The organism is Pseudomonas kurunegalensis, assembly GCF_030291635.1.
In the GTDB taxonomy this organism is placed as follows: Bacteria; Pseudomonadota; Gammaproteobacteria; order Pseudomonadales; family Pseudomonadaceae; genus Aquipseudomonas; species Aquipseudomonas monteilii.
The window spans coordinates 1,403,512-1,426,406 of sequence record NZ_CP127871.1 but is presented as its reverse complement, the minus strand read 5'-3'; the positions used below and the strand labels follow the sequence as shown (position 1 = coordinate 1,426,406).

The 22,895-nt window shown below is 62.8% G+C and carries 19 protein-coding genes and 1 riboswitch; of the genes, 6 read left to right on the top strand and 13 right to left on the bottom strand.

Going from position 1 to position 22,895, the window contains the following annotated elements; translation table 11 throughout:
• Nucleotides 1-47 precede the first annotated feature (47 nt).
• A riboswitch (cobalamin riboswitch) is annotated at nt 48-267 on the bottom strand.
• A 157-nt stretch (nt 268-424) separates the two neighbouring features.
• Nucleotides 425-1,003, top strand: a complete 579-nt coding sequence (locus tag QQ992_RS06420) for a hypothetical protein (protein ID WP_286112650.1) — start codon at nt 425-427, stop codon at nt 1,001-1,003.
• A gap of 9 nt (nt 1,004-1,012) precedes the next feature.
• Here the strand turns inward: QQ992_RS06420 and QQ992_RS06415 are convergent, their stop codons facing one another.
• From QQ992_RS06415 to QQ992_RS06390, 6 genes are all read right to left on the bottom strand, one after another.
• Nucleotides 1,013-3,556, bottom strand: coding sequence for a dermonecrotic toxin domain-containing protein (locus tag QQ992_RS06415; RefSeq protein WP_286112649.1), 2,544 nt, complete (start codon nt 3,554-3,556; stop codon nt 1,013-1,015).
• 144 nt (nt 3,557-3,700) lie between these two features.
• The gene (locus QQ992_RS06410) at nt 3,701-4,234 is read right to left on the bottom strand and encodes a C40 family peptidase (RefSeq protein ID WP_119371059.1); all 534 of its coding nucleotides are present in this window, start codon (nt 4,232-4,234) and stop codon (nt 3,701-3,703) included.
• A gap of 139 nt (nt 4,235-4,373) precedes the next feature.
• The gene (locus QQ992_RS06405) at nt 4,374-5,015 is read right to left on the bottom strand and encodes a C40 family peptidase (RefSeq protein ID WP_286112648.1); all 642 of its coding nucleotides are present in this window, start codon (nt 5,013-5,015) and stop codon (nt 4,374-4,376) included.
• A gap of 127 nt (nt 5,016-5,142) precedes the next feature.
• Nucleotides 5,143-5,850 carry a DnaA regulatory inactivator Hda gene (hda, locus tag QQ992_RS06400; RefSeq protein WP_003252443.1) on the bottom strand — a complete coding sequence of 236 codons (708 nt, stop codon included), beginning with the start codon at nt 5,848-5,850 and terminating at the stop codon, nt 5,143-5,145.
• A gap of 152 nt (nt 5,851-6,002) precedes the next feature.
• Nucleotides 6,003-7,076, bottom strand: coding sequence for an AI-2E family transporter (locus tag QQ992_RS06395; protein ID WP_019099297.1), 1,074 nt, complete (start codon nt 7,074-7,076; stop codon nt 6,003-6,005).
• A 12-nt stretch (nt 7,077-7,088) separates the two neighbouring features.
• Nucleotides 7,089-8,147: a DUF2066 domain-containing protein gene (locus QQ992_RS06390; protein ID WP_286112647.1), complete on the bottom strand. Its 1,059-nt coding sequence runs from the start codon at nt 8,145-8,147 to the stop codon at nt 7,089-7,091.
• A 321-nt stretch (nt 8,148-8,468) separates the two neighbouring features.
• On the opposite strand from QQ992_RS06390, the gene purM reads away from it, so the two are divergent.
• The 4 genes from purM to QQ992_RS06370 all read left to right on the top strand — a co-directional run bounded on the left by purM (nt 8,469) and on the right by QQ992_RS06370 (nt 11,265).
• Nucleotides 8,469-9,527, top strand: a complete 1,059-nt coding sequence (gene purM / locus QQ992_RS06385) for a phosphoribosylformylglycinamidine cyclo-ligase (RefSeq protein WP_003252437.1) — start codon at nt 8,469-8,471, stop codon at nt 9,525-9,527.
• Complete coding sequence (gene purN, locus QQ992_RS06380) at nt 9,527-10,180, top strand: phosphoribosylglycinamide formyltransferase (protein ID WP_286112645.1); 654 nt, start codon at nt 9,527-9,529, stop codon at nt 10,178-10,180. The genes purM and purN overlap by 1 nt, the downstream gene beginning before the upstream one ends.
• Nucleotides 10,181-10,188: 8 nt before the next feature.
• Nucleotides 10,189-10,899, top strand: a complete 711-nt coding sequence (locus tag QQ992_RS06375; RefSeq protein WP_016715462.1) for a DUF3108 domain-containing protein — start codon at nt 10,189-10,191, stop codon at nt 10,897-10,899.
• A gap of 183 nt (nt 10,900-11,082) precedes the next feature.
• The gene (locus QQ992_RS06370; protein WP_016715461.1) at nt 11,083-11,265 is read left to right on the top strand and encodes a hypothetical protein; all 183 of its coding nucleotides are present in this window, start codon (nt 11,083-11,085) and stop codon (nt 11,263-11,265) included.
• Between the two features lie 46 nt (nt 11,266-11,311).
• On the opposite strand, the gene QQ992_RS06365 is transcribed toward QQ992_RS06370, so the two are convergent.
• The 7 genes from QQ992_RS06365 to QQ992_RS06335 all read right to left on the bottom strand — a co-directional run bounded on the left by QQ992_RS06365 (nt 11,312) and on the right by QQ992_RS06335 (nt 19,762).
• Nucleotides 11,312-11,851, bottom strand: coding sequence for a DUF2058 domain-containing protein (locus QQ992_RS06365; protein WP_286112644.1), 540 nt, complete (start codon nt 11,849-11,851; stop codon nt 11,312-11,314).
• 26 nt (nt 11,852-11,877) lie between these two features.
• A complete protein-coding gene (gene mazG / locus QQ992_RS06360) occupies nt 11,878-12,711 on the bottom strand; it encodes a nucleoside triphosphate pyrophosphohydrolase (RefSeq protein ID WP_060501859.1) in 834 nt (277 codons plus the stop codon).
• Nucleotides 12,712-12,835: 124 nt separating this feature from the next.
• Nucleotides 12,836-15,076 carry a GTP diphosphokinase gene (gene relA / locus QQ992_RS06355; protein ID WP_016715458.1) on the bottom strand — a complete coding sequence of 747 codons (2,241 nt, stop codon included), beginning with the start codon at nt 15,074-15,076 and terminating at the stop codon, nt 12,836-12,838.
• Between the two features lie 96 nt (nt 15,077-15,172).
• Complete coding sequence (gene rlmD, locus QQ992_RS06350) at nt 15,173-16,531, bottom strand: 23S rRNA (uracil(1939)-C(5))-methyltransferase RlmD (RefSeq protein WP_286112642.1); 1,359 nt, start codon at nt 16,529-16,531, stop codon at nt 15,173-15,175.
• Nucleotides 16,532-17,431, bottom strand: a complete 900-nt coding sequence (gene cysM, locus QQ992_RS06345) for a cysteine synthase CysM (RefSeq protein ID WP_025754883.1) — start codon at nt 17,429-17,431, stop codon at nt 16,532-16,534.
• A 237-nt stretch (nt 17,432-17,668) separates the two neighbouring features.
• On the bottom strand, nt 17,669-19,039 hold the full coding sequence (locus tag QQ992_RS06340) for a sensor histidine kinase (protein WP_286112641.1): 1,371 nt from the start codon (nt 19,037-19,039) through the stop codon (nt 17,669-17,671).
• Nucleotides 19,040-19,042: 3 nt separating this feature from the next.
• The gene (locus QQ992_RS06335; RefSeq protein ID WP_060501868.1) at nt 19,043-19,762 is read right to left on the bottom strand and encodes a response regulator transcription factor; all 720 of its coding nucleotides are present in this window, start codon (nt 19,760-19,762) and stop codon (nt 19,043-19,045) included.
• Nucleotides 19,763-19,955: 193 nt separating this feature from the next.
• Between QQ992_RS06335 and QQ992_RS06330 the strand changes: the two genes are divergently transcribed.
• Nucleotides 19,956-22,709: a response regulator gene (locus tag QQ992_RS06330; protein ID WP_286112639.1), complete on the top strand. Its 2,754-nt coding sequence runs from the start codon at nt 19,956-19,958 to the stop codon at nt 22,707-22,709.
• Nucleotides 22,710-22,895: the final 186 nt, after the last annotated feature.

Genomic DNA, 22,895 nt, shown 5'->3' with positions numbered 1-22,895 from the left:
GGGGCCATGGCAGGGCGCCACGGTGCACCGCGCATCACCCTCCGTGATGCCGTTGGCAGTAACAGGCCGGTCTCCGGGCTTGTGAGCGGGCTTTGGCCCGGGCCTGCGCGCCTTCCCGGGTACCTGTACCCAGTGGCCCTGCGCGGCCGCGACTCACCTACCGTTGCGGGGGCAGCGCCGGAATCGCGCCATGCTGGCGCCCACCGGCTTCCCAGTTTCACCCTGCCCAGTCGAGGCTGGCAGGGCACCTGAAACACGCGCGAAGGTTAGAGGGTTGTACCCGGAGCGTCAATCGAAGCGGGCGCCACAGGAGGAACGGGCAGGACTGTAATGCATGGCCAATTCGCCAGCCTGTGCCACACTGATATCACATAGCCATCACTCACAACTGTACGCGACCACAATTACAACAGGAGAGCGCAGCATGCGAGGCCAGATCATCAACAACGAAAACCTTGAGTTCATCAGGCCCGTGCTGGAACGCTGGGTCGACTGTATCGACCGCTTCCACCGGTTTGCCGGCGATGCCGAAGCCCCATACTGGCACGGTGCGGGAGCCAACGCCGGGCTGCTGGCAGCGGCGGCCTGGCAAGCGGAACTGGCGGCGCTGCAGCAGTTTGCCGGCAAGAAGCAGCGAGACGACGGCGAAAACGAAGGGCGCTGCGACCTTTCGATCAGCAGTGCCACCGAGGCGCTGTACCTCAGTGTCAGCCAGCGCTGGCCAAAGTTCGCCCGCCTTGACATGGCAGCCGCCTTGCAGCAAACCGCCACCCTCGCCCGCCAGGTTGCCTACCCTAGCCAACTGAAGGCCGGGGCATTGTTTGTCAGCCCGTGGAAGGCCGGCCAACACGCCAGCCCGGAAGAGCTTCAGGACCTGGTCGACGACCTGCAAAAGCACACTGCTTGCGCCATCGCCTGGTATTTCCCCTACGCCTACCGAAAGTTGCACAACGAGCTGGGGCAGTATTTCCCCGGTGTAGCACTGCTCATCAAGCAAGCCTGAAGGCGTGTATCAGCCCGGGAAGAAGCGCTGCGCCAATGTCGGGGTATGGAACTGCGCCCGATAGGCAGGCTCATCAAACGGCAGCCCCGTGCGCAGGTCGTATACCTGCCCCGAAGCGGGCTTGCTGGTCTGCCCCAGCGTCACCTTGATAAAGCGGTAATGCTCGCCATACACCTGCTCCAACACCTCGATGCGGAAATAGTTACCCGGCAGAAACAACGTTTCGCCCTCCTTCCAGTAAATGGAAAACGCACTGATCGGCACCGCCCCACGATATCGCCCCGCCGGCAACTCAAAGATCACCGAACTGCCATCGAACAGACCTGGCAATCCACCCGGCGCCTGGGCAAACGGAAGGCAGGCAAACTCTGTGACTTTGTAGGGGTTCTCGGTAAATGAAGTCAGGTCGGTGTTGACCAGTACGTCCCCCACTCGCAAGTGGCCATTGCGAAAGTGTTCACCACTGGTGCCGCGCGAGCGATGCCCACCACGGTACAAGGTGGCCGCATTACTTTTGGGCAGCTGCCCCAGGCTATCGGCCAGGTCGTTGATGTAGCTGTCTTCGTCGCCGTACTGATATCGCCCGGCACGGAAGACATCGTTCACAGTCGACTCGTTGCTGGTGTACCACTCGATCAGCGCATTGAAGTATTCATGGCCATAGCGGTAGGAGTAGTAGGGCCGCCCCCCCACCATCACGCAGTCCAGCCCTCGCTCGTCCACACCCGGCGCCTGCCCGCGCGGCAACTCGGCTACCGGCCATTTCTCCAGCAACGCCTTCTGGCGCGCCAGGGCAACCTCGGCCAGCCGCGTGCTTTGGCCTTCATCGATGGACGTATAGGCGTCCCAGAACGGTGAAGGTGTGCTGGGCACACCCTCCGTGGCCAATGGCCTACCACCGAGCAAACGGGGAGGCGCCAACAGCTCCCATTCGCCTGCCGCATTCAGCCGTACTGGCTGCAGCGGGCCAAAGGCAAAGATATTGTCAGCCGGCACCACCAGCCACACGCCCAGCCCGTGGCTATAACGCACCCGGTAGACAAGGCCATTGAGGTTGATCCAGCAACTGCCATCCGGGTTGACCTGTATGCCACGCAAACGCCCACTCTGCACTATCTCGCCCGCGAGCAACACATTGCTTTCCTGCCCCTCCACAGCCAAGGTAGGCGTCTGCACCGGATGCCAATCCACGAGTTTGGCGCTGCTCTCGTGAGGCGGTACCTCATACGCCAGCGAGGCAAAGCTGGTCGCAAATGCAATATCCACCAGGTTGAAGGTCGCGAACACGCTCTCGATCATCGCGGCGCGCAGCGCGGCCTTGCGCTCCTGCTCAGTGGAGGCGTGAAGGGCATCATCCACATCGAGCGCTACCTTGCCGAGGCTAGCGCCGAGCAGGATCAAGGAGATAGGCCAACCCAATGGCGCAAGCCCGCCAAACACGCTCAGAAACGCCGACAGGTAGCCGTTGCACATCGCCTTGCGCAAACTGGCGTTGTCCTGCAGCAATTGCCCGTTACGGCGCATTTCCGCAGCGGCCTGGCTGGCCAGCCAGGCAAACAGATCGCCATTGAGCGGGCGCTTGAACAACGACAGGGCAAGCAGCCCGGCCTGATCTGACCGGCTGTCGGCAATGCCCTGCAGATGCACCCTGACCAACTGGTTGACCGAGCGATCCCGGGGGTTGCTGTGCGCGCTAACTACAAATGCCTCCAGCTTGTTCGGTACCTGCAACTGCGCCCGCACCCAGCTGGCCATTGCCAGTTCCGAATCAAACCCCCTGAGCGACTCTTCAGCCCACGGCATGTACGCCATTACCCGACCATCAGGTGCGTGCAGGCTATAAAGGCAGCCCCGATCACCCTCGACAAATGCGTAGCGGTTCGCCGTCAGCGTGCTGTTGCCGGTTTGCTGCAACTGGTCAAGCGTCGGCAATTGCCCCACCGTCAGGGTTGCAGAGATCAGCGGGTGCAGGCGCTGCCAATCCAGTGCGGTGATCCGGCCATCACGCCGTGCCGCCGCGCCCTGCCCTAATACGTTGATTTTGGCCAGCGCAGAAAAATGCTCGCCGTTGGCCAACCAGAAGCGCTCGACCTGTTCGCGGTACAGCACTGCGAAATCCAGCGCCCATAAATCCTTCTGCACCTCGCTACCCAGCATCCGCACTTCATTGCGTTCGTCAAAGGCCATGGCATGGGGCCCTTGCAGATAGAAGCCACCGCGCTGGTCGAGCTCGTCACTGGCGTCCTGGAAATACAGGTCAAAGCGCTCAAGCACCAGCTCCGTCAACACCATCGACTTCTGCGGCGGCCCACTGTGCTGCCACCCGGTGAATGTCCGGGGGCTGGAACTTGACGTATTGAACTGATGCCACCAGACAAACCGGGGATCCATCGATTTGCCGGTGTGCTTGCGCACGATCTGTGCAGCATGCTGGCTCGCCAGCGAGTAAAGGTCTGGGTAATCGCCCAGAATCTGGTCTATCAGGCCAACCAGAGGACGGCCAGCGTCAACCGCCTCCAGCCCGTGAAGTACTCTTTCTTTGATGGTGTTCATGCACCACTCCAAGCCTTGGCAATCGGGCGAGCATGCTTGCGCACCCAAGGCAGCCTGGAGTGGTAGATGTATGCCACCGGCCGTAGCAGGGGCAAAAATGACCGTGCAGCAGCGCCACCATCGCTACTGACGTTGTGCGCTACATCAGGGGTTCTGCGCCAGGTGCCCTTGCGGAATCACCCGCTTGGCCTGCAAGTACGCCTTGGCCCAATAGCTGTTGGAAAGGTAGTCCAGGCGCACCGTTCCGCCTGTCGAGGGTGCATGCACAAAGCGCCCTTCGCCAACATAGATACCGGCATGGCTGACCTGCGAGCCACCACTGGTAGCAAAGAACACCAGGTCACCGGACTGCAGCGACCTGGCATCCACCGTAGGTGCGCGCATGACGATCATCTCCCGCGTCGAACGCGGCAGGCTGATGCCGGCAGCATCACGGTATACATACTTGATCAGGCCACTGCAGTCGAAGCCGGAGTCCGGCGTATTGCCACCCCAACGGTAGGGCGTACCCACCAGGCCAATGGCACGGATCAATACGTCATCGGCAATCGGCGAAGGGCTTGGCTGGCTGTAGGAAACCTGCGGCTGAACCACAGGGGCCGGCGCTGGAGCGCGACTGGAGCAGGCAGCCAGCAAGGCTGCCAGGGAGAGAAATGCGAAGCGCGCCATCTTTACCATGGCCAGAACATCCTGTCTGAGATTGCTGCGCCGCAGCCAAAAAGAGTTGAGAATTTAGATTAGACGCTTTCTGTAAATACGCACGGCGGCGAGCTTTTTTCAAAGCATCGCCGCCGTGGCAGGGTACAGCATTTTGCCATCAGTTGCGCGCGATGTTGGTCGGCGCCATGGCCAAGGCACGCTTGGCTTCGATGAAGGTCTTGCTCCAATAGCGGTCACCGAGGCTGTCGATGCGCACGCCACCGCTGCGGCGGCTGCTGGAGTGGATGAACTGGTTGTCACCCAAGTAGATGCCGGCATGGCTGACACGGCCGCGACCGTTGGTGCTGAAGAACAGCAGGTCACCCGGCTTGAGCTTGTTGCGCGCCACTTTCGGGGCATCGACGTTGATCATTTCACGCGTAGAACGTGGCAGGGTCATGCCCGCCTCTTCGCGGAACAGATAGCCGATGAAACCGCTACAGTCGAAACCGGACTTTTCCGAGGTACCACCGAAGCGGTAGCGAGTGCCGATCAACGACATGCCGCGTTCGAGAATACTGTCCGCCAGCACTGGCAGCTGGTAGGGCTTGCTGTTGCTGGAGAAGGCCTCCAGGTCATCTTCAGTGGCCAGCTCTTCCGGTTCGCCGAACACCGACGAGGACGAAGCTTTAGCCTTGATCACCGATTGTGCGGCGACCGGGGTGTGATCCTGAGGCTGAGAAGCCGGGCCTTGGGCCGCGCAGCCAAAAAGCAGGGTCACGAGTGCGAGTGGCACGAGGGGTGCGAAGCGCTTTAGCATGGGCACGACCGTGTCTGTAATCCTTTAGAAGGGTGAAACTATGCCCTCTATCATGGCCATTTGCAAATTTTATCGAAAAAGATGTGACTTTTTTGTTTTGCCGCTCTGGCCCAGCGTTTTCAGGGGGTTACCAGCCGAGGGTTTCCTTGAGGAACGGAATGGTGAGCTTGCGTTGTGCCTGCAGCGAGGCCTGGTCGAGGCGCTCCAGCAGGTCGAACAGCGCGCTCATGCTGCGCGCACCGCGGGTGAGGATGAAGTGGCCGACTTCGTCGGTGAGGTGCAGGCCGCGGCGCGAAGCACGCAGTTGCAGGGCTCGCAGCTTGTCTTCGTCAGACAAACCACGCATCTGGAACACCAGGGCCAGGGTCAGCCGCGACTTCAAGTCCGGCAACTTGATCGGCAATTCGCGCGGGGATGCCGAGGCGGCCAGCAGCAAGCGCCGGCCACTGTCACGCAGGCGGTTGAACAAGTGGAACATGGCCTCTTCCCAGTCCGCCTTGCCGGCAATCACGTGCAAGTCGTCGATGCATACCAGTTCGTACTGGGCCAGGTAGTCAAGCAGTTCTACGCCGCGATCGAGCAGCTGCGCCAATGGCAGATAGACAGCAGGTTCGCCGCGTTGCTGGAAGCGGTGGGTGGCAGCCTGCAGCAGGTGGCTACGGCCAACACCCTGCTTGCCCCACAGGTAGATAAGGCTCTCGGTCCAGCCGGCGTCGGCTTCGCATAGCCGCTCGACGTAGCCCAATGCCGCAGCATTGGCGCCCGGATAGTAGTTGATGAAGGTGGCGTCATCGCGCAGGCGCACACCCAGGGGCAACTGGATCGGTGGTTTCATGCTCGCGGGCGGTCAGCAGGACCGCAGGGGGCCTTTGGTGAACAATGTTGCAAAGTCTATACCCGCAAGGCGGGCCGCACAATCACAGCAACAGATAGCACAAGCAAAATCAACAAGTTGCGCTAAGTCGGGGCTGCATCGCAACCCCAACATCACAACTGCGGGTCGATATCCCCGGCATACATGTCCGATTCCTTGTACATGTCATGCACATGCCGCAGCAGCACCATGATCACGGCCGCCACCGGCAGCGCCAGCAGCACCCCGGTAAAGCCGAACAGTTCGCCACCGGCCAGGATGGCAAAGATCACCGCTACCGGGTGCAGGCCGATTCGGTCCCCTACCAGCAGCGGCGTCAACACCATGCCTTCGAGCGCCTGCCCGACCATGAATACCGCGACGATGCCCAGCATCGGATACAGGTCGCCCCCAAACTGGAACAACCCCGCCACCAAGGCCGCACCGATACCTATGATGAAGCCCATGTAGGGCACGATGGCGGCCAACCCTGCGAGCATACCGATGAGCAGGCCCAGTTCCAGTCCGACCAGCATCAGCCCGGCCGAATAGATGACGCCCAAGGCCAGCATCACCATCAGTTGCCCACGCACGAATGCCCCTAGCACTTCGTGGCATTCGCCCGCCAACCCGACCACCTGCGGCTCACGCTGGCGTGGCAGCAGGCTGCGCAGCTTGGCCATCATCAGGTCCCAGTCACGCAGCAGGTAAAAGCCCACCACCGGAATCAGCACCATGTTGGCCAGCCAGGCCATCAGCGCCAGGCTCGAGGCCGTGGCATGCGACAGCAGCATGCCGACGATGTCGGTGGTCTGGCCCATGTGGCCAGCGATGGCAGCCTTGATCTTGTCGAACTTCCAGAAGCCATCAGCCAGGCCCAAGCGGCTCTGCACCCAAGGCAACGCAACATGCTCAAGCCAGTCGAGCATTTGTGGCGCCAGCTCGTACAAGCGCACCAGCTGCTTGGCAAGCATCGGCACCAGCACCAGCAGCAGGGCCAGCAACAGCAGGGTGAACAGGCCGAACACCACCACAACGCCCCAGGTGCGCGACAGCCCCAGACGCTCCAGGCGGTCAACCAGCGGGTCGGCCAGGTAGGCCAGCAGGATGCCGACCAGAAACGGGGTAAGAATGTTGTGCAAGCTATAAAGCAGCACAGCGACCAGCAGGGCAGCGCCCAGCCAGATCCAGCGACGAACGTCAGTCACGGCATGCTCCCCTTACCAGCGAAAACGCAAGCCGTCGAACGGCTTGGGTGCAGGTTGGGCCGGCGCAGGTTGCTCACCGGCTGCCGGTGCTGGCGTGGCGGGCGCTACCGGCACCTGTTCTGCGGGCAGCTCCTGCAACTTGGCCAGGCCGAGTTGGGCACGCAGCTGTTCGCGGTTGCCGGTCACGCCATAGGTCAGGGTGGTACCTTCAGCCATTTGCAGGCGTGGGCCATAGGGTTCGAGCACACGGGCAAGCTCGGCATAGCGCTGCAGGTTCATCCCCTGCACCTGTACCTGCATCTGGCTACTGGCACCCGGACGGGTGACATAACGCGGCGCCAGGCGACTGCTGACCGCCAACATGACCGCGTCAGCCAAGGCAGCCGGGTCGCCCCCTTCGGCCGTGCCTTGCTCACGCTGGTCGCCCAGCCACAACTGCCACTTGCCCTGCCATTTGCCGTCGGCTTCCTGTGCATGCACCGCCAGCAAGGCATCGGCGCCATAACGCTCGGCGGCCTCACGCAAAGGTGCCGGGTCGCTGGCTTCGATCTGCTTGGCATTGGCTACCAGTTGCTCCTGCAAGTCGGCCAGCGGCAAGCGCAACGGCAGGCCACGGTGCTGGGCGGCACGGCGCAGGGGCTGGGCGCTGGCCTGGCCGTCGCCGACCAGGCTGCTGCCCTCGGTACTGTCATTCAGCCACCAGCCAAGAATCGAAGGCCGATTGCTGCCCCACAGCGCCAGGCCGGCCTTGCGCAAGGCCCGCTCGGTGCTACCGGGGTCGAACTCGACCACCACCGACTCGGGTGGGCCAGCCTCGCTGCCAACCTGGTTGATGATTTGCTGCGGGTCTTTGCGCAACTCGGCAAGTGCCGGGCTTTGCACTGCCTTGGGGTCGCCGGTCAGGCGCAGCACCAAGGTGTCGAGGGCTTTGGCAGTGGCGGCAGTACGGGCTTCGGCGCCCTGCCCGGCCATTGGCTCGCGCACCTGATACAGGCCGGCGACATTTTCAGCCTGGGCTGCAACCGATATCAGGGCCAGGCCGCCGACCGCCAGAATATTGAACAAACGCATGGAGGATTCCTGTCCAGTCGAGCTTCAAGCACCAAGCTTCAAGCCGCAAGAAAAAGCAGGCCGAGCGCGAAGCCGCACTATCTTGCAGCTTGAAGCTCGCTACTTGCAGCTTATACACAAGCAACCGCATCAACCACCCTCAGCCCTTTTTCAACAATTTACCGCCCTGCCCGTCGGCCTGAGGATGGCCGCTGCCCGGCAACCCTGATAAAATCGCGCGCCTTCACAGACCACTGACGTTTCAGGCAGCCGCCGCCTACCCGCCGGCCTTGGCCGTCTTGGTCGTTTTTAAGAATCCCTCCCTCCTAAAGGCCTGGATCAATGAGCAAGCAACCCTCCCTGAGCTACAAGGACGCCGGTGTAGACATCGACGCCGGCGAAGCACTGGTCGAACGCATCAAGGGCGTGGCAAAACGCACCGCACGCCCTGAAGTCATGGGTGGCCTGGGTGGCTTCGGCGCCCTCTGCGAGATCCCGGCCGGCTACAAGCAGCCGGTGCTGGTCTCCGGCACCGACGGCGTCGGCACCAAGCTGCGCCTGGCGCTGAACCTGAACAAGCACGACAGCATCGGCCAGGACCTGGTCGCCATGTGTGTCAACGACCTGGTGGTGTGCGGCGCCGAGCCGTTGTTCTTCCTCGACTACTACGCCACCGGCAAGCTGAACGTTGACGTGGCCGCCACCGTGGTCACCGGCATTGGCGCCGGTTGCGAACTGGCCGGTTGCTCGCTGGTCGGTGGTGAAACCGCCGAAATGCCTGGCATGTACGAAGGCGAAGACTACGACCTGGCCGGCTTCTGCGTCGGCGTGGTGGAAAAGGCCGAGATCATCGACGGCTCCAAGGTTGCCACTGGCGATGCCCTGATCGCCCTGCCATCCTCGGGCCCGCACTCCAACGGCTACTCGCTGATCCGCAAAATCCTCGAAGTGTCCGCTACCGACATCGAGAACACCCAGCTGGACGGCAAGCCGCTGACCGACCTGCTGATGGCGCCGACCCGCATCTACGTCAAGCCGCTGCTGCAACTGATCAAGAACACCGGCGCCGTCAAGGCCATGGCCCACATCACCGGTGGCGGCCTGCTGGACAACATCCCGCGCGTACTGCCGAAAAACGCCCAGGCCGTGGTTGACGTGGCCAGCTGGCAGCGTCCGGCGGTGTTCGACTTCCTGCAGGAAAAAGGCAACGTCGACGAGCACGAAATGCACCGTGTACTGAACTGCGGCGTGGGCATGGTCATCTGCGTGGCCCAGGACCAGGTTGAAGCTGCGCTGAACGAACTGCGCGCCGCCGGTGAGCAGCCGTGGGTCATCGGCCACATCGCCGAAGCCGCCGAAGGCGCCGCCCAGGTCGAGCTGCAGAACCTCAAGGCACACTGATGCCGAGCAAGACCTGCAATGTAGTGGTACTGCTGTCGGGCTCCGGCAGCAACCTGCAAGCCCTGATCGACAGCTGCCAAGGCCAGGACAGCCCGGTGCGCATCCGTGCGGTGGTTTCCAACCGCGCCGATGCCTACGGCCTGCAACGTGCCGCGGCGGCCGGTATCGACAGCGTGGTACTCGACCACACCCAGTTCGACGGCCGTGAAGCCTTCGATGCCGCACTGGTTGCGCGCATCGACGGTTTTGCGCCAGACCTGGTGGTGCTGGCCGGCTTCATGCGCATCCTCAGTGGCGACTTCGTGCGCCACTACCAGGGCCGTCTGCTTAACATCCACCCGTCTCTGCTGCCCAAGTACAAGGGCCTGCATACCCACCGCCGGGCACTGGAGGCAGGCGACGCCGAGCACGGCTGCAGCGTACACTTCGTGACTGAGGAACTCGATGGCGGCCCACTGGTCGTACAGGCTGTGGTACCGGTGGCGTCTGACGACACCGTCGAAAGCCTGGCCCAACGGGTACACCGTCAGGAACACCTGATCTACCCGCTGGCGGTGCGCTGGTTCGCTGAAGAGCGCTTGCGCCTTGGCGAACAGGGTGCATTACTGGATGGCCAGCCCCTGGCGGCCAGCGGTCACTTGATTCGATCCTAGGAGAATTTATGCGTCGCGCCCTGCTTTTGGCTCTCGCCGTGCTCGCCCTGCCCCTCCAGGCAGCTGATCTGAAGCCTTTCTCGGCCAGCTACACCGCCGACTGGAAGCAGCTGCCCATGAGCGGCACCGCCGAGCGCAGCCTGGTCAAGAATGCCAATGGTACCTGGGACCTTAACTTCAAGGCCTCCATGATGATCGCCAGCCTGACCGAGCAAAGCACCCTGCGCATGGAAAACGACACCCTGCTGCCGCAGAAGTACCACTTCGAGCGCGGCGGCCTGGGCAAGGCCAAGAAGGTCGACCTGAACTTCGACTGGACTGGCAAGAAAGTCACCGGCAGCGACCGTGGCGATGCCGTCAGCCTGCCGCTGAACCGTGGCGTGCTGGACAAGTCGTCCTACCAGTTGGCCCTGCAGCATGACGTGGCCGCCGGCAAGAAAAGCATGACCTACCAGGTGGTTGATGGTGACGAGATCGACACCTACGACTTCCGCGTGCTGGGCACCGAAAAAGTCACCACCAAGACCGGCCAGGTCGATGCGGTGAAGGTTGAGCGCGTGCGCGATCCAAGCCAGAGCAAGCGCATCACCGAGCTGTGGTTCGCCAAGAACTGGGACTACCTGCTGGTGCAACTGCGCCAGGTAGAGACCGATGGCAAGGAGTACGTGATCGTGCTGCAAGATGGCACGGTCGATGGCAAGCCGGTGAAAGGCAACTGATCCAGCGCTGCAAGCAGTAACCGAAGCCCCGCCCAGTGCGGGGTTTTTTATGCCCTTGTGCAAAGGCACAGGCCTTCATGAAACTTGTTTCATGCCCGTTTTATTTACTTAGCCTGCTAACAAACTCTATAAAGAGGGTGTGCGACACACTGTCGCAGCCAACTGAAGAAGTGGAGTTTACCGATGACTGTCCAAGTAACCGAACGCGACGAATCGAAAATGTCCCACGAAAGCCTGGCCGCCGGCATGCGGATCTGGGATGTGCACCAACAAGGTCAACTGGTGGGGATGTTCCACAACGAACACGAAGCGCACCAGTACCGCGTAGAGCTGGAAGACCTGGAAAACCAGCGCACCACGCAATGACCCAGCCTTCAAATAAAAAACCCCGCCAAGGCGGGGTTTTTCGTGTTTACCACATCAGATCATCAGGGATCTTGTAGGCGGCGTACGGGTCATCTTCGTCCGTTTCCTCGACATGGGTATTGAGCAGCAGGATACGGCCAGGGTCGCGCTCCTGGATTTTCACCGCCGCTTCGCGAGGGATGACCTCGTAGCCACCGGCATGCGACACCACGGCCAACGCGCCGTTACTCAGCTTGGTACGCATCAAGGCATTGACGGCAATGCGCTTGACCTTCTTGTCATCGACGAAGTTGTAGTAATCCTCGGTGCTCAGTTTGGGCAGGCGCGTGGCTTCGATCAGTTGCTTGATCTGGGCGGCACGGGCCTTCTGCTCGGCCTTTTCCTGCTGCTGGCGATTCAGCTCCTGGTCACGCTTGACCTTTTCGGCCATGGCTTCCTTGGCCATGCGCTGCTGGCTGTCGTCGACTTCGACCTGGCCTTTGTGCTCCATGCGCTTCTGTTTCTTTTCAGCTTTGTTGGTCTGCGAGACCTGTTTCTGGTTGACCAGACCGGCTTTGAGCAATTGGTCGCGAAGGGAAAGGCTCATGAATGTTCACTCACTTATGCAACAGCTCAGCCGCAGCTGGGCAGGTTCTTTTCCTGACGCTTGGCCTCACCCCAAAGGGCGTCCAGTTCGTCAAGGTTACAATCTTCAATGGGGCGACCACTGTCGCGCAATGCCTGTTCGATAAAACGGAAACGTCGCTCGAACTTGCGGTTGGCGCGGCGCAGGGCGTTTTCCGGGTCATGCTTGAGGTGGCGGGCCAGGTTGACGGTGGCGAACAGCAGGTCGCCCACTTCATCTTCCAGGGCATCGGCATCGCCGTCGGCCATGGCCTGCAACACCTCGTCCAGTTCTTCGCGCACCTTGTCCAGCACCGGCAATGCCGACGGCCAGTCGAAACCGACCGTGGCCGCGCGCTTTTGCAGTTTGGCTGCCCGTGACAGGGCCGGCAAGGCTGACGGCACGTCATCGAGCAGCGACAGTTGCTCGGGCGTGCTTTTCTCGGCCCGCTCCTCGGCCTTGATCTCCTCCCAACGGGACTTGACCTGGGCCTCGCTCAGGCTGGGGGTATCCAGCGGCGCATAAAGCTCGCCGGTAGGGAATACATGCGGGTGGCGACGAATCAGCTTGCGGGTGATGCTGTCGACCACGCCATCGAACTCGAAACGCCCCTCCTCCCGGGCCAGCTGGCTGTAGTAGACCACCTGGAACAGCAAGTCGCCCAGCTCACCTTGCAGGTGCTCGAAATCACCGCGCTCGATGGTGTCGGCGACTTCGTAGGCCTCTTCGAGGGTGTGGGGGACGATGCTCGCGTAGTTCTGCTTGAGGTCCCATGGGCAACCATACTGCGGGTCGCGCAGGCGGGCCATGAGGTGCAGCAGGTCTTCGAGGGTGTAGGTCATGTAGGCAGGTCCTTCGGCGGTGGCCTCTTCGCGGGTAAAACCGCTCCCACAGGATGGATACAGGTTTTGAAATCTGTACGTTACCTGTGGGAGCGGGTTTACCCGCGAAGCAGGCGCCGCGGTCTCAAGGGGTACGATTACGCCGCGTCTCGATGATGTTCGGCAACTGCGAGATCCGCCCCAGCAGGCGCCCCAGCGCGTCCAGGCCCGGAATCTCGATGGTCAGCGACATCAGCGCGGTGTTGTCTTCCTTGTTCGAGCGGGTGTTCACCGCCAGCACGTTGATTTTCTCGTTCAGCAGCACCTGCGAAACATCGCGCAGCAGGCCCGGGCGGTCGTAGGCACGAATGACGATGTCGACCGGGTAGGTCTGCACCGGGATCGGCCCCCAGCTCACCTGGATCATGCGCTCCGGCTCCTTGCCCGCCAGTTGCAGCACCGAGGCGCAGTCCTGGCGGTGGATGCTCACGCCACGGCCCTGGGTGATGTAGCCGACAATGGCATCGCCCGGCAGCGGCTGGCAGCAGCCAGCCATCTGCGTCAGCAGGTTGCCGACCCCCTGGATCTGGATATCGCCACGCTTGCCAGTACGCGGGCCGGTAGGCTTGCGCGGCACCAGCTCGATCTGCTCGATACGCTCGGGTTCCAGCAACTGCTGGGCAGCATTGACCAGATGGGCCAGGCGCAGGTCGCCCGCCCCCAGCGAGGCGAACATGTCCTCGGCGGTCTTGACGTTGGTTTTCTCGGCCAGGCGCTCGAAGTCGACCTGCGGCAGGCCCAGGCGGCTGAGTTCACGTTCGAGCAAGGTCTTGCCAGCGGCGACGTTCTGGTCGCGCGCCTGCAGCTTGAACCAGTGCACGATCTTGGCCCGCGCCCGCGAGGTGGTGACATAGCCCAGGTTGGAGTTCAACCAGTCGCGGCTGGGGTTACCGTGCTTGCTGGTGATGATCTCGACCTGCTCGCCGGTCTGCAGGCTGTAGTTCAGCGGCACGATACGGCCGTTGATCTTGGCGCCACGGCAGTTATGGCCGATTTCGGTGTGCACGCGGTAGGCGAAGTCCAGCGGCGTGGCACCCTTGGGCAGGTCGATGGCATGGCCGTCCGGGGTGAACACGTAAACCCGGTCCGGCTCGATATCGACGCGCAGCTGCTCGGCCAGGCCACCGATGTCACCCAGCTCTTCGTGCCACTCCAGCACCTGGCGCAGCCAGGAGATCTTCTCTTCGTAGTGGTTGGAGCTCGGCTTGACGTCGGTGCCCTTGTAGCGCCAGTGGGCGCATACGCCGAGCTCGGCTTCTTCGTGCATGCCGTGGGTACGGATCTGCACTTCCAGCACCTTGCCCTCGGGGCCGATCACTGCCGTGTGCAGCGAGCGATAGCCGTTCTCCTTGGGGTTGGCGATGTAGTCGTCGAACTCCTTGGGAATGTGCCGCCACAGCGTGTGCACAATGCCCAACGCGGTGTAGCAGTCACGGATTTCCGGCACCAGCACGCGCACCGCACGCACGTCGTAGATCTGGCTGAATTCCAGGCCTTTGCGTTGCATCTTGCGCCAGATCGAATAGATGTGTTTCGCCCGACCGCTGATATCGGCCTTCACGCCCGTGGCCAGCAACTCGTTCTGCAACTGGTTCATCACGTCGCTGATGAAGCGCTCGCGGTCCAGCCGGCGCTCGTGCAGCAGTTTGGCGATCTGCTTGTACTGGTCGGGTTCGAGGTAGCGGAAAGACAGGTCTTCCAGCTCCCACTTGATGTGGCCGATACCCAGGCGGTGCGCCAGCGGCGCATAGATGTCGAACACCTCGCGCGCGACACGCAGGCGTTTCTCGTCGTCAGCAGCCTTGACGGCACGGATCGCGCAGGTGCGCTCGGCCAGCTTGATCAGCGCCACGCGCACGTCGTCGACCATGGCCACGAGCATCTTGCGCAGGTTCTCGACCTGCGCCTGCGAGCCCAGCACCAGCGACTGCCGTGGGCTGAGGCTGGCACTGATGGCGGCCATGCGCAGCACGCCGTCGATCAGCTTCGACACCACCGGGCCAAAACGTTGGCTGACTTCAGCCAGGGTGACCTTGCCTTCGCGCACCGAGCGGTAAATGACCGCTGCCACCAGGGAGTCCTGGTCGAGCTTGAGGTCGGCGAGGATTTCGGCGATCTCCAGACCCGCCTGGAAGCTGGACGTACCGTCCGCCCAGGAATGCTTGGCCGGGTTGCCCTTTTTCTCGACCTCATGGGCAAACTCGCAGGCCTCTTTCAGCGCTGCGCGATCCAGTGCCGAATCGACGCTTACCACATGGTCCAACCATGCTTCGAGATTGATACTGCCGTCGGTGTTGACCGGCTGGTGCACTCTCACCTGTACCATCTTTGTTTTACCTTTCCATACAGCGCACCACGCGGGTGCGCTGGCGATCACCGTGCGGCTGCCATTCCATGGAAGCCGCACCAAGGGGCCAGTCTGCTAGCCCGCTTCGAATAACGCCATGGCCTCGACATGCGCCGTTTGAGGAAACATGTCGAGAATCCCGGCCCTTTTTAACCGGTACCCCTGGCCGACCAGCACCTGGGCGTCTCGCGCCAGCGTGGCCGGGTTGCACGATACGTAGACCAGCCGTTTGGCCTGGAGGCGTGCGATGCCTTGCACCACCTCGAAAGCACCGTCGCGCGGTGGATCCAAGAGTACCGCAGAAAAGCCCTCGGCGGCCCATCCGGCGCCTGCCAAAGGCTGCGATAAATCGGCCTGAAAAAACCGTGCGTTATGCACATTGTTGTTTCGGGCATTGGCCGCGGCCCGATCGACCATGGCCTGTACACCTTCCACAGCCACCACTTCGCGCGCCTGGCGGGCCAGCGGCAGGGCGAAGTTGCCCAAGCCGCAGAACAGGTCCAGCACACGTTCGTCGGCCTGCGGTGCGAGCCAGGCCAGGGCCTGCTCGATCATCGCCGTGTTGACCTGGGCATTCACCTGTACGAAGTCGCCCGGGCGCCAGGCCAGTTCCAGCTGCCACGGTGCCAGGGCAAAGCCCAGTTGTGCGGTAGCGTCCACCGGCGCGGGTTCACCTTCACCCTGCAACCACAGCTGGGCATTGGCCTGCTCGCAAAACGCCTGCAGTTTCGCCAGGTCTTCTGCCGGCAGCGGCGCGACATGCCGCACCAGCACCGCCTCGGCGGTACCACTGAACAGCTCCACGTGGCCCAGCGCCTGCGGTTTGCTCAACGAACGCAGCACCGTCGGCAAGTGGCGCAGAATCGACTGCAAAGGCTGTACCAGCACCGCGCAATCGTCGATGGCGATGATGGCCTGGCTGGCTTCGGCACGGAAGCCGACCTCCAGCTGACGCGCCTTGACGTCCCAGCGCACGGCCACGCGGGCACGGCGTCGGTAGCCAAATTCCGGCCCGCTCAGCGGTGCGGCCCATTCCTCGGGTTGCACGCCAGCCACTCGCTGCAGCTGTTCGGCCAGCGTGCGCTGCTTGAGCGCCAGCTGCGCTTCGTGCGGCAGGTGCTGCAGGTTGCAGCCTCCGCAGCGGTCGTAATAGCGGCACGGCGCCTCGCGGCGCTCGGGGCTGGCCTGTAGCAGACGCTCCAGGCGGGCCTCGACCACTTTGCCACGGGCATTGAGCACGCGCGCCTCCACGGCCTCACCGGCCAGGGCGCCACTGACGAACCAGGTGCGCCCGTCAAGGAAGGCAATGCCACGGCCGTCACCGGCCAGGCGCTCGATATCCAGGCGCTGCTTCTTGCCCACGGGGACCTGGGGGCTACGGTTGCCGCCGGCCGGCTGAAAGCGCAGGCCGCTGTTGCTTTTTTTCTTGGACATTTAGCTCGGGTCGAACAGGCCGGTGGACAGGTAACGGTCGCCGCGGTCGCAGATGATCGCGACCATCACGGCATTTTCCACCTCGCGGGACAGGCGCAGCATGGCTGCAACCGCACCACCGGAAGACACGCCGCAGAAAATGCCCTCTTCACGGGCAAGGCGGCGGGTGGTGTCTTCGGCTTCCTGCTGCGACATGTCGACCACGCGGTCTACGCGGGTGGCGTCGAAAATTTTCGGCAGGTATTCCTCGGGCCAGCGGCGAATGCCTGGAATGGCCGAGCCTTCCATGGGCTGCAGGCCGATGATCTGCACCGCCGGATTCTGCTCCTTGAGGTACTGCGAGCAGCCCATGATGGTGCCGGTGGTGCCCATGGAGCTGACGAAATGGGTAATGGTGCCTTGGGTCTGCTGCCAGATTTCCGGGCCAGTGCTGTTGTAGTGGGCGATCGGGTTGTCGCCATTGGCGAACTGGTCGAGCACCAGGCCGCGGCCTTCGGCCTGCAGCTTCTCGGCCAGGTCGCGAGCACCTTCCATGCCCTCTTCCTTGGTCACCAGAATCAGCTCGGCGCCGTAGGCGGTCATCGCGGCCTTACGCTCGGCGGTGGAATTGTCGGGCATGATCAGGATCATCTTGTAACCCTTGATTGCCGCCGCCATCGCCAGGGCGATGCCTGTGTTGCCGGAGGTGGCTTCGATCAAGGTGTCGCCGGGCTTGATCTGGCCACGCAGCTCGGCGCGGGTGATCATCGACAGCGCAGGGCGGTCCTTCACCGAGCCGGCAGGATTGTTACCTTCGAGCTTGAGCAGGAGGGTGTTGCTGGTTTCGCCAGCAATGCGCTGCAGGCGAACCAGTGGCGTATTGCCGACGCAATCGGCGATGGTTGGGTACTGCAAGGTCATGGCGTATTTCACAATCCGGACGGCAGGGGCGCCTATCATACCGGCAAACCCTTCGCGGCCATATCACGCAATCTGTGGTCGATATAGCTACAAGCTATATATAAACCCAAGCCTGCATGCTTGCCCTTTGTAGGAGCGGCCTTGTGTCGCGATGGGCCGCACAGCGGCCCCAGCAATATAGGCGGCGAAGCTGAAATCTGGGGCCGCTACGCGCCCCATCGCGACACAAGGCCGCTCCTACACGGACAGCGCAGACTTCAGAGCTGCAACATGTATCGGCAACCTCATCCACAACCGCAGCCCACGCTTGCCATTCTGCGCCCACAAAGTGCCGCCCTGGCGCTGGATGGCACTGCGGGCGATGCTCAGCCCCAAGCCAAAACCACCATCCCCCGGCCGCGAACCGTCCAGCCGCGAGAACGGCGCAAAGATCCGTTCCAGGTCCTCTTCGGCCACACCGCCGCCTTCATCTTCCAGCCACAACCACCAGTAACTGCCTTCGCGCTGCCCACCCAGGCGCACCACACCCTCGGCCGGCGAGTGACGAATGGCATTGCGCAACATGTTTTCCAGTGCCTGGGCCAAGTGGTTGAGGTTGCCTTGCACCCAGCAGTCGGCCGGCACTTCACAGCGCAAGCGTTCAAGCGACCAACCGCTCTCGTAGCTGGCATTCTCGGCCAGCAGTTCCCACAACGCGTGGACTTCGATCGGCTCCAGGTTCATCGGCGCACGTTCGGCGTCCTGCCAGGCCAACTGCAGGGTGTCTTCTACCAGTTGCTGCATGCCGTCCACTTCACGGGTCAGGCGCTCGCGCAGGCGTTGCAAGTCGGTTTCACCGTCACAGGCTACCCGCAGCCGGCTCAGCGGCGTGCGCATTTCATGCGACAAGTCGCGCAACAACTGCTGCTGCATGGCCACCGTGCCTTGCAGCCGCTCGGCCATCTGGTCGAAGGCACGGGCCAGCTCGCCCAACTCGTCATGCCGGGCGATGGTGCGCGAGTCCAGGCGTGCCGACAGCTGGTCGGCACGCCAGGCATTGGCCTGTTCGCGGAGCTGGTTCAGGGGCACGATCAACATGCGGTACAGGCCCACGCACAGCAGCAAGGTGAACAGGCCGGGGATGATGCCGTTGGTGACGATGCGCCACAGCAAGCGGTACTGGTCCGGATTGAACCGCTGCGGCAGTTCGATCACCAGCATGCCCTGCTCCGGCGCCGACGGGAACGGTACACGCACCCAAGGCTGGTCGACGCTGCGACGGCTCATAGGCCAATCGACCCCGCGCAGGCGCGTCAGCCGCTGCATGATCTGCGGGTTGAGGGTGGCACTGTCGAGAGGCCGCAGGTTGATATCCAGCACACCCACCCAGCCCCGTTCACGCTGGTGCATCGCCGCCACCCACTGGTCCAGCCCCGCCCGCCCACCGCTACGCCAGGCCTGCTCGGCCTCGGTGGCATAGCCACGCAGCGTTTGCCGCGCCGGCTCAGAGAGGAAAGCGTTCTGGATTTCCATGTGCCGGCCCCAGGTATAACTGAGGCCAATCATCAGCAGGCAGAAGCCCACCAGCAAGATGGCCAGCTTCCAGAACAACGAATGGCGGTCGAGCATGGTTTACTCCGCCTCGGTGGCGCTGAGCACATAGCCCTTGCCCCACACGGTGCGGATCTGCCGCTCGTCATAGCCGATGCCCTTGAGCTTGCGGCGGATCTGGCTGACATGCATGTCCAGGCTGCGGTCATGCCGCGAATAGCCGCGTTGCAACACCTGCTGGTAAAGGAATGGCTTGCTCAGAACGTCATCGAGGTTACGGTTGAGGATGTCGAGCAGGCGGAATTCGCTGGGTGTAAGGCCTGCCAGGCGGCCATCGAGCCGCACATCGCACAGCCCCTCGTCGAACTGCAACTCACCGCCGCCGGCCTGTTCCTGCGGCGCCTGATGACGCCGCTCAAGGGCCACCCGACGCAGGATGGCCTCGATGCGCACCTGCAACTCGGCCATGCTGAACGGCTTGGGCAGGTAGTCATCGGCCCCACGCTGGAAACCACTGATACGGTCGGCCTCGGCACCCAGCGCCGACATCAGGATCACTGGCGTGGCGCTGCGCTTGCGTAACTGTGCCAGCGCCTCGAGGCCATTGAGCCCGGGCAACAGGATGTCCATCAGCACCACATCGAACACCTGACGCCCTGCCGTCTCCAGGCCCTCCAGGCCATTGCGGCACCAGGTCACCTGAAAGCCGCCGCGTTGCAGTTCTTCGTGCAGGTAGGCACCGAGCACCGGATCATCCTCGATGGCGAGGATATTGGAGTTGTGAATAGCTACAGGATTCATTGGCAACTGCCATGCATTCTCAATTGCGCAATTATTGAGCATCCACTGCCTGCCAGGCAACCGCCCTGCGACCAATGCACCGGCAATGGCGCAAAACACGTACTAAAGAGGTGCAATGGTGCCGCAGGCGGAGTAACTTCGCGGCTTGGCCGTCACCACTTGACGGCATCCAGGCACATCACAGGAGGCGAGTGTGCTCGATCGCTTGGGAATCCGCAGCCGGGTCCTGCTGCTGGCACTGCTGCCGGCCGGCCTGATGGCCCTGGTGCTGGGCAGTTACTTCACCTGGCTGCAACAGAACGACCTGCGCACCCAGCTGTTGCAGCGTGGCAAGATGATTGCCGAACAACTGGCGCCACTGGCCGCCCCCGCCATGGCCCGGCTCGCGCCAGCGCAACTGGAGCGTATCGCCGCGCAAACCCTGGAGCAGTCCGATGTACGGGCCGTCGCCTTCCTGGCCCCGGACCGCACACGCCTGGCCCACGCCGGCCCGAGCATGCTCAACCAGCCGCCCAGCGGCGGCACAGGCACCCAGCTGCTGCAACGCAGCGGCAACGACGCCACCCGCTACCTGATGCCAGTGTTCGGCCACCACCGTGATCTGGCCACCGATGCCGTACCGGCCGAGGCCGAGCGCCTGCTGGGATGGGTCGAGATCGAGCTGTCGCACGACGGCACGCTCCTGCGCGGTTACCGCAACCTGTTCACCAGCCTGTTGCTGATCCTCGCCTGCCTGGCCCTCAGCGGCCTGCTGGCACTGCGCATGAGCCGCACCATCAACGGCCCCATCGAGCGCATCAAGCACGCGGTCAACCAGCTCAAGGACGGCCACCTGGAAGAACGCCTGCCAACCATGGGCAGCCATGAGCTGGACGAACTGGCACGCGGTATCAACCGCATGGCCGAAACCCTGCAAAATGCCCATGAAGAACTGCAGCACAGCATCGACCAGGCCACCGAGGATGTGCGCCAGAACCTCGAAACCATCGAGATCCAGAACATCGAGCTGGACATGGCGCGCAAGGAGGCGCTTGAGGCCAGCCGCATCAAGTCGGAGTTCCTGGCCAACATGAGCCACGAGATCCGCACCCCGCTCAATGGCATTCTGGGGTTTACCCACCTGCTGCAAAAAAGCGAAATGACGCCGCGCCAGCTGGACTACCTGAGCACCATCGAGAAATCCGCCGACAATTTGCTCGGGATCATCAACGAGATCCTCGATTTCTCCAAGATCGAGGCCGGCAAACTGGTGCTCGACAGCATCCCGTTCAACCTGCGTGACCTGGTTCAGGACACGCTGACCATCCTGGCGCCGGCCGCCCACGCCAAGCAGCTGGAATTGCTCAGCCTGATCTATCGCGACACGCCCGCTTCGTTGATCGGCGACCCGCTGCGGCTCAAGCAGATCCTGACCAACCTGGTCAGCAACGCCATCAAGTTCACCCGCGAAGGCACCATCGTCGTACGCGCCATGCTCGAAGACGAGCACGAAGACAGCGCACAGCTGCGCATCAGTGTGCAGGACACCGGTATCGGCCTGTCGCCGCAGGATGTACGTACACTGTTCCAGGCCTTCAGCCAGGCCGACAACTCGCTGGCCCGCCAGCCCGGCGGCACCGGCCTGGGGCTGGTGATTTCCAAACGCCTGATCGAGCAGATGGGCGGCGAAATCGGCGTCGACAGCACCCCGGGCGAAGGGTCGCAGTTCTGGATCAGCCTCAACCTGCCCAAAGCCCACGACGATGTCGAGGCGTTTGCGCTACAGCCGCTGCTGGGCCGCCGCGCCGCCATCGTCGACGGCCACGAGCTGGCCCGTCAGGCGCTGGAACACCAACTGGAAGACTGCGGCCTCAGTGTCAGCCTGTTCACCTCCTACGACCAGTTGCTGCAGGCGGTGCAAGCTGCCAGCCAGGCCGGCCAGCCGTTCGAGTTCGCCGTGCTCGGGGCCAACCTGAGCAACCTGTCGCCCGAGCAACTGGGCCACTACCACCAGCAGCTTGAGCGCTACCACTGCCAATGCGTGGTGCTGTGCCCGACCACCGAGCAAGCCCTTTACCACCCGTTCCTGCCCAATGGTCATGGCCAGTTGCTGTCCAAGCCGACCTGCACCCGCAAACTGCGTCGTCTGCTGCTGGAGCTGGTGCAGCCACGCCGCCCGCTGGGCGAAGCGAACAGCATCAACGGCCAGCGGCAGCCGAAAATCCTGTGCGTCGACGACAATGCCGCCAACTTGCTGTTGGTGCAGACCCTGCTTGAAGACCTGGGCGCCGAGGTGCTGGCCGTAGACAACGGTTATGCCGCGGTAAAGGCCGTACAGGACGAACCGTTCGACCTGATACTGATGGACGTGCAGATGCCCGGCATGGATGGCCGCGCCTGCACAGAGCAGATTCGGCTTTGGGAAAATACCCAAAGTGGCAACCCGCTGCCGATCGTTGCCCTTACCGCCCACGCCATGGCCAATGAAAAACGCGCATTGCTGCACGGCGGCATGGACGACTACCTGACCAAGCCTATCAGCGAACGGCAACTGGCCCAGGTGGTGATGAAATGGACGGGCCTGAGCCTGGGCACACCGCAGCAGGCGCAAACCGAGCTGTTGGCCAACAGCGACGAGCTCAAGGTACTCGACCCCGAAGAAGGCTTGCGCCTGGCGGCTGGCAAGGCGGACCTGGCAGCCGACATGCTGAGCATGCTGCTGGCTTCGCTGGAGGCAGACCGCGAAGCCATTCGTGCAGCCCGCGAGGCAGACGACCGCAATGGCCTGATCGAGCAGGTACACCGCCTGAACGGCGCCTCGCGCTATTGCGGTGTGCCGCAGTTGCGCGCGGCCTGCCAGCGCAGCGAGACCTTGCTCAAACAGGAAAATCCGCAGGCACAGCAGGCGCTGGATGAGCTGGACGGTGCGATCAGCCGGCTGGCGGCGCAGGCCAGATTGAGCGCCTGACTTGATTGATTCGGCGCCTGTGAGATCGAGCGCCGCCCGCGCGGCGCATCGCGAGCAAGCTCGCTCCTACATCTGTTTCGGGCCAGTGTCGCCTGCGCCAGTGCGCGCGACCGCCTTGTTTGTACGACGCGATATCGAGCCATACGCCAAGGCGATCGCGCGTTGATCCCACAGGAGCAATTGGCC

Bases quoted from the DNA above. Each gene is read 5' to 3' on its own strand.
- QQ992_RS06410 (WP_119371059.1), bottom strand. From the start codon at position 4,234: ATGGTAAAGATGGCGCGCTTCGCATTTCTCTCCCTGGCAGCCTTGCTG.
- QQ992_RS06335 (WP_060501868.1), bottom strand. From the start codon at position 19,762: ATGAATCCTGTAGCTATTCACAACTCCAATATCCTCGCCATCGAGGAT.
- QQ992_RS06340 (WP_286112641.1), bottom strand. From the start codon at position 19,039: ATGCTCGACCGCCATTCGTTGTTCTGGAAGCTGGCCATCTTGCTGGTG.
- relA (WP_016715458.1), bottom strand. From the start codon at position 15,076: ATGGTACAGGTGAGAGTGCACCAGCCGGTCAACACCGACGGCAGTATC.
- QQ992_RS06375 (WP_016715462.1), top strand. From the start codon at position 10,189: ATGCGTCGCGCCCTGCTTTTGGCTCTCGCCGTGCTCGCCCTGCCCCTC.
- purM (WP_003252437.1), top strand. From the start codon at position 8,469: ATGAGCAAGCAACCCTCCCTGAGCTACAAGGACGCCGGTGTAGACATC.
- QQ992_RS06420 (WP_286112650.1), top strand. From the start codon at position 425: ATGCGAGGCCAGATCATCAACAACGAAAACCTTGAGTTCATCAGGCCC.
- rlmD (WP_286112642.1), bottom strand. From the start codon at position 16,531: ATGTCCAAGAAAAAAAGCAACAGCGGCCTGCGCTTTCAGCCGGCCGGC.
- purN (WP_286112645.1), top strand. From the start codon at position 9,527: ATGCCGAGCAAGACCTGCAATGTAGTGGTACTGCTGTCGGGCTCCGGC.
- mazG (WP_060501859.1), bottom strand. From the start codon at position 12,711: ATGACCTACACCCTCGAAGACCTGCTGCACCTCATGGCCCGCCTGCGC.
- QQ992_RS06370 (WP_016715461.1), top strand. From the start codon at position 11,083: ATGACTGTCCAAGTAACCGAACGCGACGAATCGAAAATGTCCCACGAA.
- QQ992_RS06365 (WP_286112644.1), bottom strand. From the start codon at position 11,851: ATGAGCCTTTCCCTTCGCGACCAATTGCTCAAAGCCGGTCTGGTCAAC.
- QQ992_RS06405 (WP_286112648.1), bottom strand. From the start codon at position 5,015: ATGCTAAAGCGCTTCGCACCCCTCGTGCCACTCGCACTCGTGACCCTG.
- QQ992_RS06415 (WP_286112649.1), bottom strand. From the start codon at position 3,556: ATGAACACCATCAAAGAAAGAGTACTTCACGGGCTGGAGGCGGTTGAC.
- hda (WP_003252443.1), bottom strand. From the start codon at position 5,850: ATGAAACCACCGATCCAGTTGCCCCTGGGTGTGCGCCTGCGCGATGAC.
- cysM (WP_025754883.1), bottom strand. From the start codon at position 17,431: ATGACCTTGCAGTACCCAACCATCGCCGATTGCGTCGGCAATACGCCA.
- QQ992_RS06390 (WP_286112647.1), bottom strand. From the start codon at position 8,147: ATGCGTTTGTTCAATATTCTGGCGGTCGGCGGCCTGGCCCTGATATCG.